Origin of the sequence: Streptomyces sp. GMY02, from assembly GCF_019056675.1 — a bacterium.
GTDB lineage: Bacteria > Actinomycetota > Actinomycetes > Streptomycetales > Streptomycetaceae > Streptomyces > Streptomyces odonnellii.
The window spans coordinates 2906309-2919897 of sequence record NZ_CP077658.1; the positions used below are offsets into that span (position 1 = coordinate 2906309).

General features: G+C 69.4%; 11 protein-coding genes. 10 read left to right on the forward strand and 1 reads right to left on the reverse strand.

The window, feature by feature from the left end; translation table 11 throughout:
- Positions 1–41 precede the first annotated feature (41 nt).
- The 10 genes from KQY30_RS12065 to KQY30_RS12110 all read left to right on the forward strand — a co-directional run bounded on the left by KQY30_RS12065 (position 42) and on the right by KQY30_RS12110 (position 12308).
- A complete protein-coding gene (locus KQY30_RS12065; protein ID WP_217306823.1) occupies positions 42–272 on the forward strand; it encodes a hypothetical protein in 231 nt (76 codons plus the stop codon).
- A 34-nt stretch (positions 273–306) separates the two neighbouring features.
- Positions 307–1128, forward strand: coding sequence for a hypothetical protein (locus tag KQY30_RS12070; protein ID WP_217306824.1), 822 nt, complete (start codon positions 307–309; stop codon positions 1126–1128).
- A gap of 21 nt (positions 1129–1149) precedes the next feature.
- A complete protein-coding gene (locus KQY30_RS12075; protein WP_217306825.1) occupies positions 1150–3108 on the forward strand; it encodes a fumarate reductase/succinate dehydrogenase flavoprotein subunit in 1959 nt (652 codons plus the stop codon).
- Positions 3105–3968, forward strand: a complete 864-nt coding sequence (locus KQY30_RS12080; protein WP_217306826.1) for a succinate dehydrogenase/fumarate reductase iron-sulfur subunit — start codon at positions 3105–3107, stop codon at positions 3966–3968. Before KQY30_RS12075 ends, KQY30_RS12080 begins: the two co-directional genes overlap by 4 nt.
- Positions 3969–4193: 225 nt before the next feature.
- Positions 4194–5258, forward strand: coding sequence for a LacI family DNA-binding transcriptional regulator (locus tag KQY30_RS12085; RefSeq protein ID WP_217306827.1), 1065 nt, complete (start codon positions 4194–4196; stop codon positions 5256–5258).
- Positions 5259–5540: 282 nt separating this feature from the next.
- The gene (locus KQY30_RS12090; RefSeq protein ID WP_217306828.1) at positions 5541–6794 is read left to right on the forward strand and encodes a sugar ABC transporter substrate-binding protein; all 1254 of its coding nucleotides are present in this window, start codon (positions 5541–5543) and stop codon (positions 6792–6794) included.
- Positions 6791–7780: a carbohydrate ABC transporter permease gene (locus KQY30_RS12095; protein ID WP_217306829.1), complete on the forward strand. Its 990-nt coding sequence runs from the start codon at positions 6791–6793 to the stop codon at positions 7778–7780. The genes KQY30_RS12090 and KQY30_RS12095 overlap by 4 nt, the downstream gene beginning before the upstream one ends.
- Positions 7777–8718 (forward strand): carbohydrate ABC transporter permease, encoded by a 942-nt coding sequence (locus KQY30_RS12100; protein ID WP_217306830.1) that lies wholly within the window; start codon positions 7777–7779, stop codon positions 8716–8718. Before KQY30_RS12095 ends, KQY30_RS12100 begins: the two co-directional genes overlap by 4 nt.
- A gap of 111 nt (positions 8719–8829) precedes the next feature.
- Complete coding sequence (locus tag KQY30_RS12105) at positions 8830–10677, forward strand: glycoside hydrolase (protein WP_217306831.1); 1848 nt, start codon at positions 8830–8832, stop codon at positions 10675–10677.
- 131 nt (positions 10678–10808) lie between these two features.
- Positions 10809–12308: a glucoamylase family protein gene (locus KQY30_RS12110; RefSeq protein ID WP_217306832.1), complete on the forward strand. Its 1500-nt coding sequence runs from the start codon at positions 10809–10811 to the stop codon at positions 12306–12308.
- Here KQY30_RS12110 and KQY30_RS12115 read toward each other — a convergent pair.
- Positions 12292–13332 carry a glycosyl hydrolase family 18 protein gene (locus KQY30_RS12115; RefSeq protein WP_254407086.1) on the reverse strand — a complete coding sequence of 347 codons (1041 nt, stop codon included), beginning with the start codon at positions 13330–13332 and terminating at the stop codon, positions 12292–12294. The two genes, KQY30_RS12110 and KQY30_RS12115, sit on opposite strands and share 17 nt — an antisense overlap.
- Positions 13333–13589 lie beyond the last annotated feature (257 nt).

The following is a 13589-nucleotide window of genomic DNA, read 5'->3' on the forward strand; positions in this document are numbered from 1 at the left end:
TCCCCGCATGCCACCCGCGACCGCGGAAATGAGGACAACTCATGTCCCTGCAGGACGATGTGGCAGCGGTCAAACGCTGCCTGGACGACCTGGTCCGCACGGTCGGACGGTTGGAGCAGAGTCTCGCGCAGCTACGCGAGAACGAATCCCGGCCCCAGCCGGCCGGCCGCGCCGACGACCTGGTGACCATCCCCGACACTCCGTACGACAGCACGCTGTGGACGGACTCGGACGACGAGGGCCTGGGTGTGCGCGACCGGCGAGCACCTTAGGCCACGCCCCCGTGCACCATGTCAGGAGATCTCGTTGGCCACCGGTACCCAGCCCCCACCAGCCAGTACGGGCGTACGCGGCCCCTCGCGTGCCGCCATCGCGCCCCGCCATCTGCGGACCGACCGCTGGTGGCTGGCGCCCGCCGCGACCGCCGCGGGACTGCTCGCCTTCATCGTCTACTCGACCTGGCGGGCCTTCGCGAACGACGACTACTACGCGGCGCCCTATGTCTCACCGTTCTACTCGCCCTGTCTGGCGGAGAACTGCGCCCCCATGCGCTCCGGCCCCAACTGGGAGATCTTCGGAAGCTGGTGGGGCCTCTCCCCCGCCCTGCTGATCCTGATCTTCCCGCTGGGCTTCCGGCTGACCTGCTACTACTACCGCAAGGCCTACTACCGCGGCTTCTGGGCCTCCCCGCCCGCCTGCGCCGTCGCCGAACCCCACACGAAGTACTCCGGTGAGACCCGCTTCCCGCTGATCCTGCAGAACATCCACCGGTACTTCTTCTACGCGGCCGTCCCGGTCGCCGGCATCCTCACGTACGACACCGTGCTGGCCTTCCGCGACGAGCACTACGCCTGGGGCCACATGGGGCTCGGCTCGCTGATCTTCCTGGTCAACATCGTGCTGATCTGGGCCTACACGCTCTCCTGCCACTCCTGCCGGCACATCATCGGCGGCCGGCTGCGGCACTTCTCCAAGCACCCGGTGCGCTACCGCCTCTGGGGCTGGGCGGGCAGGCTCAACGGCCGCCACATGCAGCTCGCCTGGGCCTCACTGATCAGCGTCGCCGTCTCCGACTTCTACGTCTATCTGCTCGCCTCCGGGGCCTTCGACGATCCGCGCTTCTTCTAGGAACAGGGAGACCGTTCAGATATGACGCAACTCGAACGCCGTCAGTGGGACGTGGTGGTCGTGGGCGCGGGCGGTGCGGGACTGCGGGCCGCCATCGAGGCGCGCGAGCGGGGCGCCCGTACGGCCGTGATCTGCAAGTCCCTCTTCGGCAAGGCCCATACGGTGATGGCCGAGGGCGGGATCGCCGCCTCGATGGGCAATGTGAACGCGGGCGACAACTGGCAGGTGCACTTCCGGGACACCCTGCGCGGCGGGAAGTTCCTCAACCAGTGGCGGATGGCGGAACTGCACGCGCGGGAGGCGCCGGACCGGGTGTGGGAGCTGGAGACCTGGGGCGCGCTCTTCGACCGTACGGCCGACGGCAGGATCTCCCAGCGCAACTTCGGCGGGCACGAGTACCCGCGGCTCGCGCATGTCGGCGACCGGACGGGCCTGGAGCTGATCCGTACCCTCCAGCAGAAGATCGTCTCGCTCCAGCAGGAGGACTACGAGGAGTACGGGGACTACGAGGCGCGCCTCAAGGTCTATCAGGAGTGCACGGTCACCCGGATTCTCAAGTCACCCGACGGGACCGACGGGACCGGTGACGGCGGGCCGGGGCAGGACGGGACCGGCGGGCGGGTCGCGGGGGTGTTCTGCTACGAGCGCGAGTCCGGGCGCTTCTTCGTCCTGGAGGCGCCCTCCGTCGTCCTCGCCACCGGCGGTATCGGCAAGTCCTTCAAGGTGACCTCCAACTCCTGGGAGTACACCGGCGACGGCCATGCCCTCGCGCTGCTCGCCGGCGCTCCCCTGCTGAACATGGAGTTCGTGCAGTTCCATCCGACCGGGATGGTCTGGCCGCCGTCGGTGAAGGGCATCCTCGTCACCGAATCGGTGCGCGGCGACGGCGGGGTGCTGCGCAACTCCGAGGGCAAGCGGTTCATGTTCGACTACATCCCCGACGTCTTCAAGGAGAAGTACGCGGAGTCGGAGGACGAGGGCGACCGCTGGTACAAGGACCCGGACCACAATCGGCGCCCGCCCGAGCTGCTGCCCCGCGACGAGGTGGCCCGCGCGATCAACTCCGAGGTCAAGGCGGGCCGCGGCTCCGAGCACGGCGGGGTCTATCTCGATGTCTCGACCCGGATGTCCCCCGAGGTCGTCCGGCGCAGGCTGCCCTCGATGTACCACCAGTTCAAGGAGCTGGCGGATGTCGACATCACGGCCGAGGCGATGGAGGTCGGGCCCACTTGCCACTATGTGATGGGCGGGATCGCGGTCGACTCGGACACCGCCGCCGCCCTGGGCGTGCCGGGCCTGTACGCCGCGGGCGAGGTCGCCGGGGGCATGCACGGCTCCAACCGTCTCGGCGGGAACTCGCTCTCGGACCTGCTGGTCTTCGGGCGGCGGGCCGGGCTGTACGCCGCCGAGCACGCGCGGGGCGCAAAGGTCAGGCCCGTACCGGAGGAGGCGCAGATCGAGGCGGCTGCGGCCGAGGCGCTGCGCCCGTTCGGTGCCGGGAGCCCGGAGGGCGGGCCGGCCGAGAATCCGTACACCCTCCATCAGGAACTCCAGCAGACCATGAACGACCTGGTCGGCATCATCCGGCGCGAGCACGAGATGGAACAGGCCCTGGAGAAGCTGGCCGAGCTGCGGGTACGGGCTTCGCGCGCGGTGGTCGAGGGACACCGGCAGTTCAACCCCGGCTGGCACCTCGCACTCGATCTGCGGAACATGCTGCTGGTCAGCGAGTGTGTGGCACGGGCCGCCCTGGAACGTACGGAAAGCCGCGGCGGCCACACCCGGGAGGACTGGCCGGGCATGGACCGCGACTGGCGCCGGGTCAATCTCCACTGCACGCTCAGCGGGGCCACCGGTCCCGCCGACGGCCGGATCGCGCTGACGCGCCGCGCGACCGAGCCCGTCCGTCCCGATCTGCTCGCCCTGTTCGACAAGGAAGAGCTGGTCAAGTACCTCGCCGAAGAGGAGCTTCACGAGTGAGTACGAGTACGGGTACAGATCCAGGTGCGGGCGCGGGCGCGGGTACGAGCGGCGCGGCCACGGGCGGCGGTACGGGTACGGGCGCCTCGGCTTCCGCGTACAAGGCGAAGTTCCGGGTCTGGCGCGGCGACGCCGACGGCGGAGAGCTGAAGGACTTCGCGGTCGAGGTGAACGACGGGGAGGTCGTCCTCGACATCATCCACCGGCTCCAGGCCACCCAGGCGGCCGATCTGGCGGTGCGCTGGAACTGCAAGGCGGGCAAGTGCGGTTCGTGCAGCGCGGAGATCAACGGCAGGCCGCGGCTGATGTGCATGACCCGGATGTCGGTCTTCTCCCGCGAGGAGACCATCACGGTCACCCCGCTGCGCGCCTTCCCGGTGATCCGGGACCTGGTCACGGACGTGTCGTTCAACTACACCAAGGCGCGGGAGGTGCCGTCCTTCGTACCGCCGCCGGGGGTGGCCGCCGGCGAGTACCGGATGCAGCAGGTCGATGTGGACCGCTCGCAGGAGTTCCGCAAGTGCATCGAGTGCTTCCTGTGCCAGGACACCTGTCATGTGGTGCGGGACCACGAGGAGAACAAGGCAGCCTTCGCGGGGCCGCGCTTTCTGATGCGGGTGGCGGAGCTGGACATGCATCCGCTGGACGCGGCCGCGGAGGCGGGGCTCGACCGCAAGAAGACGGCGCAGGACGAGCACGGTCTCGGGTACTGCAACATCACCAAGTGCTGTACGGAGGTGTGCCCCGAGCACATCAAGATCACCGACAACGCCCTGATCCCGCTGAAGGAACGGGCGGTGGACCGGAAGTACGACCCGCTGGTGTGGCTGGGCAACAAGATCCGGCGCCGGGGCGAGTAGACGGCGCACATACGCGCGACGAGCGGGAAGCAGGGCCCGCACCCGTCTGTCAGGACGGGTGCGGGCCCTGCTGTGTGTCCATGCCCTGACCTGTGCCCTCGCGTCCGCGGCCGTCCGCCACCCGGGGGGGGCCGCCTTGCTCCCCGGACAGCACGGCGCCTAGGGTGAATGCGCTTTCATTGACGGAACCGAACAGACAAGAACAAGAAGCGGACGGTCGGTCGGGTGAGTGTCCCCACGGTGTACGACGTCGCCGAGCGGTCCGGCGTGTCCATTGCGACGGTGTCACGGGTCTACCGGAACCCGGATTCCGTCCGCGCCCAGACCCGCGACCGGGTGCTCGCGGCGGCCCGTACGCTCGGCTACGTACCCAGCGGAAACGCGCGCGGTCTGGCCAGCAGGACCACCGGAGTGCTCGGGCTCTGCTTCCCGGACTACGCGGATCCGGACGCCGAGACCGATGCCGAGGCGGACGACACGTACGACGACTCGGCCGTGATGCTCTACTCCGACCAGATCATCCGGGGAATGGAGCGGGCCGCGCGGCGGCACGGGTACGCGCTGCTGATCGCCGCGTCCCTGAAGGGCGGGCCCGAGTCGCTGGTGGCGAAGGTCGCGGGCCGGGTCGACGGCTTCGCCGTACTGGCACGGACCGTTCCCACCGAGGACCTCGAGGTGATCTCACGGCGACTGCCCGTGGTGATGCTGGCCGGGCCGCGCGAGATCGACCATCTCGACCATATCGAGGTGGCCAACTCCGACGGCGAACGGGAACTGGCCCGCCATCTCATCCGCGACCACGGGCTGCGCGAGCTGGTCTTCATCGGCGGCGAGAAGGAGTCACCGGACGCCGAGGCACGGTTCCGCGGCTTCCGGGAGGCGTGCGCGGAAGCGGGACTGCCGGTTCCGGACGAGCCCGGACTGCGCGCCGGGATGATGACACAGGCAGAGGGCCGACGGGCGGCCGAGACGCTGCTGGAGCGCGGCGGCCCGCACGGCCGCCGGCCGCAGGCGATGCTCTTCGCCAACGACCAGATGGCGATCGGCGCCCTGCACGCCCTGGAGCGGCGCGGTGTGCGGGTGCCCGAGGACATCGCGGTGACCGGCTTCGACGGGATTCCGCTGAGCCGGATGGTGCGGCCGGCGCTGACGACCGTACGGCAGCCGATCCGGCGGCTGGGCGAGGAGGCCGTGGAGCTGCTCGTACAGCGGCTCGGCGACCGGGACCGCGAGCCGGTCTCACTGATGCTGCCGGTCTCGGTGGCCCGCCGCGCGAGCTGCGGCTGCTGACGGCTCCGTACCTCCACTCGGTCCGGGCACAGGCACAGGCACGGGCACGGGCGCCGGCCGCGTGGGCGATCGAATCGCAGGACTGGCCGGTTCGCCGCCGGGCACGCTCACCCATGGGCCGAGCACCCATGGTGGCCGCACCGGCCACCGCACTCCCAGATGTCACACATGTTGCACGAGCGTGACCGAAGGACCTCTTGCGGATTCCGGAAGGGCGGCAGCACAGTGATGTATGCGCTTACAGGTAGCGCATACATCGGGGAGCTCAAGGAGGAGCCGTCCATGCACCGCACCGCCAGAACAGCCTCTGCCGCCACCGCGCTCGCGCTGGCCTTCGGAATCACCGCGTGCGGCAGCTCCGGCGGTGAGGGAGCCGCCGCCGACAAGAAGCAGACGCTCACCGTCTGGGCCATGGGTGCCGAGGGCGAGAAGCTCGCGGAAGTGGCCTCGGTGTACGAGAAGGCCAACCCGCACATCACGGTCAAGGTCACTCCGGTCGGCTGGGACGTCGCCCATCAGAAGCTGGTCTCGGCCGCCGCCGCCGGCAATCTGCCCGATGTGGCCCAGATGGGCGGCAGTTACATGAGCGAGTTCGCCGCACTCGGTGTGCTGGAACCGGTGGACACCACGGTCTTCAAGAAGGACGCCTTCTTCCCTGCCGCCTGGCAGCAGGGCGAGATCGACGGCGAGGTGTACGGCGTCCCGTGGTACGTCGACACCCGTGTCCTGTACTACCGCACCGATCTGGCGAAGAAGGCCGGTGTCGGGAAGCCGCCCGCCACCTGGCCGGAGCTACGGCAGCTCGCCACCGCCTACCAGGACAAGGCCGGTACCAAGTGGGGCATCTTCATCCAGCCCAGCGGCCTGGACACCGTGCAGAGCTGGTATCCCTTCCTCTACTCGGCCGGCGGCGAGGTCGTCACCGACGACGGCAAGGCGGTCGTCAACAGCCCGGCCTCCGTCCGTGCCCTGGCGGAGTACGGCTCGTACTTCGACAAGGGCCTGGCCAAGAAGAGCGTCGCGCCCGGCTATGACGTACTGAAGGACTTCAACACCGGTGACGCGCCGATGTTCTTCTCCGGTCCCTGGATCATGACCCTGATCAATGACGGCTATCCCGATCTCAAGGACAAGTGGGGCGTCGCGAAGGTCCCGGCCGACCAGGGCTCCGTCTCCATGGCGGGCGGCTCCAGCCTCGTCGTTTCCAAGGACAGTGAGCACAAGGCCGCGGCCCAGGAGTTCATCACCTATCTCACCGGCGCCGAGGGCCAGCGGGACTGGTTCACACGCTCCAGCGACCTGCCCGCCAATACCGCTGCCTGGGACTCCGGCAGGCTCGCCGACGATCCGGCGCTCCAGGTCTTCCGTGAGCAGATGGAGTCCTCCAGGATCACGCCGGTCCAGCCCCGGTGGAGCGAGATCAGTTCCAAGGTCGATGACGCCATCGCCTCGGTGACTCAGGGCAAGTCCTCGCCGCAGGAGGCCGCCGGGAAGGCGCAGTCCGAGATCGAAGGGCTCGTGGAGCAAGCGCGATGAGCACCTCGACAGAGCCTGCCGCCCATGGGGCCCGCGCGGTCCCGGTGAAGTCCGGGCCGGAGACCCGTCCTCCGGCCGGCCGGGCGGCCGGTGGCCGGCACCGCCCGATGGGTGTGCAGAATCTGGCCGGGTGGCTCTTCTCCACTCCCTTTCTGGTGCTGTTCGCCGTCTTCATGGCCTTCCCGATCGTCGCCACGCTCGCCATGAGCTTCACCGACTTCGGGCTGCGCGACGTGACGGATCCGTTCTCCGCGGAGTTCATCGGTTTCCGGAACTACACCGAGCTGTTCGGTGACGAGAAGTTCCTCAAGTCCCTGTTCAACACGGCGTACTTCGTGGTCGTCGGCGTGCCGCTCACCATCGGCGCGGGGCTCGCCGCCGCCGTTCTGCTGAACGGCGGTATCGACCGGGCACGTACCGTCTTCCGGGTCGGCTTCTACGCACCGGTGGTGACCAGCATCGTCGCGGTCGCCGTCGTCTGGCGCTTCGTCCTCGACCCGTCCGACGGACTGATCGCGGGCCTGGCCTCCGAAGCCGGGCTCACCGGACCGGACTTCCTCGGCTCCGAGACGCTCGCCATGCCGTCGCTGATCCTCATGGCGGTCTGGCGCAATCTCGGTACGGTCATGGTGCTCTTCATCGCCGGTCTCCAGGCCGTCCCCACCGACGTACGGGAGGCGGCGCGGCTGGACGGCGCCGGTGCCTGGCAGGAGTTCCGCCGGATCACCCTCCCGATGCTGCGGCCCACCACGCTCTACGCAACGGTGATCACCACGATCGGCTATCTCAATGTCTTCGAGGAGCCGTTCGTGATGACGCAGGGCGGGCCCTCGGACAGCACGCTCACCGTCTCCCTGAACATGTACCGCCAGGGCTTCAACTTCTTCCACATGGGCTATGCGAGCGCCATGGCGTATGTGCTCTTCGTCGTGATCATGGCCATCACCGTGCTCCAGCTCCGTCTGCTGAAGGACAACACGAAATGAGCGCCGCACACACGCCGCCCCGGGCCCCGGCCCCGGACCCGGCCCCGCCGACGCCGACCCGCACGTCGGCTGTGACCAAGGCCTCCGCTCCGGCCGGACGCGGCGGCACGCGTACCGAGCGGCTCAAGAGGCCCGGTGCCTATGCGCTGCTGTCGCTCGGGCTGCTGGTCATGGCCACGCCGTTCCTCTGGATGGCGCTCTCCGCCTTCAAGACCGACCGTGAGCTGCGGGCCAGTCCCCCGGTCTGGATTCCCACGGAGTGGACTCTCGATCACTTCACCCGGCTGCTGGACCGGCTGGACCTTCCGCTCCACTTCTTCAACTCCGTGGTCGTCGCCGTGCTGGTGACCGTCTCCAATCTGGTGTTCTGCTCGATGCTCGGCTACGCCCTGGCCAAGCTGCGGTTCGCGGGCCGGAACAAGGTCTTCGCCCTGGTGCTCGGCGCGCTCATGGTGCCCGGCAATCTGATGCTGCTGCCGCTGTTCGTCCTGATGAGCACGTTGCGGCTCATCGATTCGTACGCGGGGCTCGTCCTGCCGTTCGCCGCCGGAGCCTTCGGTGTCTTCCTGATGCGCCAGTTCATGCTCTCGGTCCCGGACGAACTCCTCGAAGCGGCCCGGCTGGACGGCGCGGGCGAGTGGTACATCTTCTGGCGGATCGTGATGCCGCTGGTCAAGCCCGCGCTGGCGACGCTCGCGATCCTCACCTTCCTCAGTTCGTGGAACAACTTCGTCTGGCCGCTGATCGCCACCAACGATCCGGACAAATACACGCTTCCGGTGGCCCTCGCGACCTTCGCCACCGACCCGAACCAGTCCGCGGGTTCGAACGGGATGCTGATGGCCGGCTCCTTCCTGATCGTGCTGCCGGTGCTGCTCGTCTTCCTCGTACTCCAGCGGTACTTCACCCAGGGCATCGCCACGGCCGGTCTCAAGTAACGGCCCGCGTTCGCCGCGCCCGTACCTCCGGCGGCGCACGCTCGCCGCCGTACACACACGCATCTCCACACGCACCTCCGCACCCCCCTCTACCAGAAGGTTTGTACTTCCATGACCGAAAAGTCAGCCGCTCGCGCCGACTGGGAGTCGCGCATCGGGAAGCCCAGCGACGAACGGCTCACCGGCATCGGCCGGCTTCCGGCTCCGCTCGGTCTGTCCGCCGAGGACGGCACCGGCCATGTACTGCTGACCTGGCGGCCGGTGGCAGGGGCGCTCGGCTATCTGGTGCACCGCGCCGACTCCGCCGAAGGGCCCTTCGAGCCGCTCGACCATCTCGGCGGTGATGTGCTCGCCGTGCCGCATCCGCCGTACGCCGACACCCTCGGCGTGCCCGGCCGCGGCTATTTCTACAAGGTCGCCACCTGGTCCGACAGCGGAGCCGGTGAGCTGTCGGAGGCCGTGCCCGGCTCGCCCAGGGCAGCGGGCTCGCGCCCGGCCGAGGTCACCGTGGCGGTGGACGCCGCGGCGCCGGCCACCGAACTGCCGGGCGTCTGGAACCGGATGATCGGCGCCGAGCACTTCTCCCTGCTCACCTGGGAGAAGCCCGGCGCGGGCGGCTCCGATGTGGCGAAGGAGTACGGCGAGGCGCTCGCCATCGTCCGCGACGAGATCGGCGTACGGTCCGTGCGCGCGCACGGCACCTTTCTGCCGGAGACCGTGACCGTCCGGGACGACGGCTCCTTCGACTTCTCCGGCCTCGACGCGGTGTACGACCGCTTCCTGGCCACCGGCCTGCGGCCCGTCGTCGAACTCTCCTTCATGCCGAGGGAACTCGCCGCCGATCCCGGCTACACCGTCTTCGGCTACAAGGCGCTGGTCTCCACACCCGCGCGATGGGAGCGCTGGGGCGATCTCTGCCGCGAGCTGACCGTCCATCTCCAGGAGCGGTACGGCCGCGACACCGTCGCCGGCTGGGAGTTCGAGGTCTGGAACGAACCCAATCTGGAGGTGTTCTGGAACGGCAGCCAGGACGACTACCACCGGCTCTACGAGACCGCCGTACGCGCCGTGAAGGGCGTGGACGAGCGGATCCGGGTCGGCGGGCCCTCCTCCGCCGCGGCCGGCTGGGTCGGCGCGCTGCTGGAGTACTGCCGGGAGCGCGATGTCCCGGTCGACTTCGTCTCCACCCATACCTATGGCAACGCTCCGCTGGACTTCCGTCCGATGACCCGCGCCTTCGCCGCCGCGACCGGCAGGCCCGAGCCGGAGATCCTCTGGACCGAATGGGGCGTCACACCCACGCACTTCCACCGTGTCAGCGACTCCGTCTTCGCCGCGCCCTTCGTCCTGCGCGGGATGAAGAGCGCTCTGTCCTCCACGGACTGTCTCTCCTACTGGGTCGCCTCGGACCAGTTCGAGGAGCTGGGCTGGCCGCCCCGGCTCTTCCACGGCGGCTTCGGACTGCTGACCGTCGGCAATCTGCGCAAGCCGCGCTTCTGGGCGCTGTATCTCCTCTCCCGGCTGGCCGGCGGCCGGATTCCCGCGGCCGTCACCGGCGACGGCGCGGAAGGGCTCGTGGAGTCCCTCGCCACCCGGGCCGAGGACCGTTCGACCGTGGACGTCCTGCTCTGGAACGGGACCCTCGACCAGTCCAAGCTCGACGGCGCCACCGTGCTCGACCGCGCCGCGACCGTACGGATCGACGGGCTGGAACCGGGCGCCGTCCATACGGTCGAGTCGCATCGCGTCGATGAACGGCACGGCGACATCCGGGCCGTCTGGCAGGACCTGGACGGCGGCGACTGGCCCGACGAGCAGCAGTGGGCGAAGCTGCGCGCCGCCGACCGACTGCCCGCGGAGGAGCTCGCGCCCGTCACCGCGGACGCCGACGGCACCGCCCTGCTGACCGTCGACCTCCCCAATCCGGGCATCCGCTTCCTGCGTCTCACGCGCGTCTGATCCGCGCTTCGGCCGGTCCGTGGGCTGGCGGCATCCGACCGCCGTCGGCCCGCGCACCACCACGGCCACCGCACCGCCAACAGAACAGCCATGGCCACAACTCCACATCTGCCAAGAGGAGCTGGACTCTTATGGACCGTCGCACGTTTCTCACCGCCGCGGGGACCGGGGCCGCCGCCCTGTCCCTCGGAGCCGTATCCGCACCCGCACTCGCCGCGCCTGCCGTATTCACGCCGGGTGCCGGTGCCTCCCGCACCTCCGATACAGCGCTGCTGCGCCGCTGGTTCCGCGACACGTATCACTCGATCGAGGCAATGACGACCGATCTCGGTCTCGCCGCGGACAAGATCGACGTCAGCGGTCCCGGTACCCCCGTGCCGTCCCGCAACACCTCACCGACCAATATCGGCTGCGGGCTCTGGTCCACCGTCGCCGCGGCCGGCCTCGGAGTGATCGGCCAGGACACCATGCGCCGCCGGCTGGCCCGTACCGTCTCGGCCGTCGAGCGCCTCGAACGCCACCACGGCTTCTGGCTCAACTGGTACGACGCCCACGACGGTTCCGTCCTCACGAGCTGGCCGGACACCGGCGATCCGATCCGTCCCTTCCTCTCCTCCGTCGACAACGCCTGGCTCATCACCGGTCTGCGTATCGCCGCCGACGCGGATCCGTCGTTGCGCGCTCGGGTCGCCGCGCTGCTCGCCACCGCGGACTGGTCGTACTACTACACGCCGTACGACCCGGCGGACCCGGTGGCCCGGCCCGGCCAGCTCCGCGGCGGCTTCTGGACCGACACCGGCGAGCCCACCGGTCACCACTACGGAGCTCTCAACACCGAGCCGCGCATGGCCAGTTATCTGGGCATAGCCGGTGGCACCCTGCCCGGCGAGCACTACTGGCACATGCTGCGCACCCTGGTTCCCGAGAACGGGCAGGAACAGCCGCCGCAGGGAACGTACGACACCATCGACGGTGTCCGTGTCTGGCAGGGCCACTACACCCACCGGGGCCGCAAGCTCGTTCCCACCTGGGGCGGCTCGATGTTCGAGGCGCTGATGGTGCCTCTCTTCGTGCCCGAGACCGAGTGGTCGCCCGGCTCCTGGGGCATCAACCACAGCCGCTATGTCCGTTCCCAGATCGAACACGGCCTGGCGGAGGCCGGCTACGGCTACTGGGGCTTCTCGCCCTCCAATGTGCCCGAGGGCGGCTATCAGGAGTACGGGGTCGACGCGATCGGCATGCAGATCGACGGCTATGCCTCCAACACCGACCGTACTTTCGTCACGTACGGCGAGCCGCTGCCGCCCGCCTCCGCCTACACCAACGGCGTCGTCACGCCGCACGCCTCCTTCCTCGCGCTCCCGCAGGCCCGTGCGGAGGCCCTGGCCAATCTGAAGGCGCTCGCACGTGACTTCGGCGCATACGACGACCGCTACGGCTTCCGCGACTCCGTCAATGTGGGAACGGGCCGGGTCAGCGACTTCGTGCTCGCCCTCGATCAGGGAATGATCGCCGCCGCCCTCGCCCAGGAACTGCGTCCAGGCCTGCTCCAGCGGCCCTTCCGTACGGGCGGATTCGCCTCGCGGGTACGGCCGCTGCTGGCGAAGGAGCGGTTCAGCATCCAGCCGTGACGCAGCCCCAGTCCTTCCGGTACGAGGTCCAGTCGTGCTCCCGCGCGGCGAAGTCGACATAGATCGCGACCCCGAACCGCTCGCGGTCGCGGTCCGTGCGTCCCAGGCCCAGCCTGATGCCACGGACCGCCGCCGCGACGGTCTCGGCGTGGCCGTGGTGGCTCAGGTCGTCCTCGTAGTAGAAGGGCAGCCCCATCAGCAGATCGGTGCTCTCGGGCGTGACTTCGAGGGCGAGCGTGGTCTGCTGGGCGACATAGCCGCCGTACAGGCTCTCCAGCGGCATCGCCGTGTCGTACGACATGACCGCGATCTGGTCCACCCGCCGGGCCACCTGCGCGAAGAACGCCTGTGACCACCATTTGGGGTGCCCGGTCAGAGCGCCCGCGACGGCGTGCAGCGCGGGCAGCGGGTCTATCTGATGGGCGGCGATCGAGAGCGGCACCCGCCGGGCCCGGGTGAGCGCGCGCAGATCGTCCAGGAGCGAGAGATAGTCCTGGTCGCCGGAGTGCAGCGGCTCCAGATCGAAGTGGACGCCGTCGAAGCCCGCGTCCAGGACCTGTTCCGCCGAGCGCACCACCGCGGCGCGCGACGCGGCCAGTTCCAGGCGCAGCCCCTCGGGCCCCTCGGTGGCCAGTTCGTCACCGAGCCAGGCGTGCACCCGTACACCCGGCATCGTGCGGTGCACGGCGGCGATCAGCCACCGGGCCCGGGGGTAGCGGGCCTCGGGCAGGGTGCCGTTGTGCTCCAGCGGCCCGGCGTGGACATACAGGTCGCGTATCCCGGTGCCGCGGACGCGCTCCGCGAAGGCCGCGAGATCGGCGTCGTCCTTGCGGCCGTCCACCCAGGCGTGACCGAGCCAGATCGCGTCCCGGCCGCGGGTCCGCGTACCGTCCTCGATGTCGCCCGCGTAACCGATCCGCAGCGCCACAGCGGCGCTCACCGTCGGTACGACCAGCAGCAGGGCCAGCACCAGCACGATCCGCTTGGGCCATCTCGCGCGGCGGCTCCGCCAGGCCCGCGCCACTGGCACCACTGTCCGCCCGATTCCGCGCAGCCGTACCCGCAAAGCCGTACCCTCCCCGTGGTGCCGTGGCCGGCCGGCCACGAAGGGTCCAGGTTACGCAGCGGAATCCGGCACCGGACGCTCAGGACGCATTCCGTGAGTGATCGCACGAGGTCAGGCCCGGTCTCGAACGGTCAGATCCCGAACGGTCCAGTCGCGAACGGTTCAGCACGGACATAACCTCCCAATTGTGACGCCACTTGTGAGTTCGCCCCGGA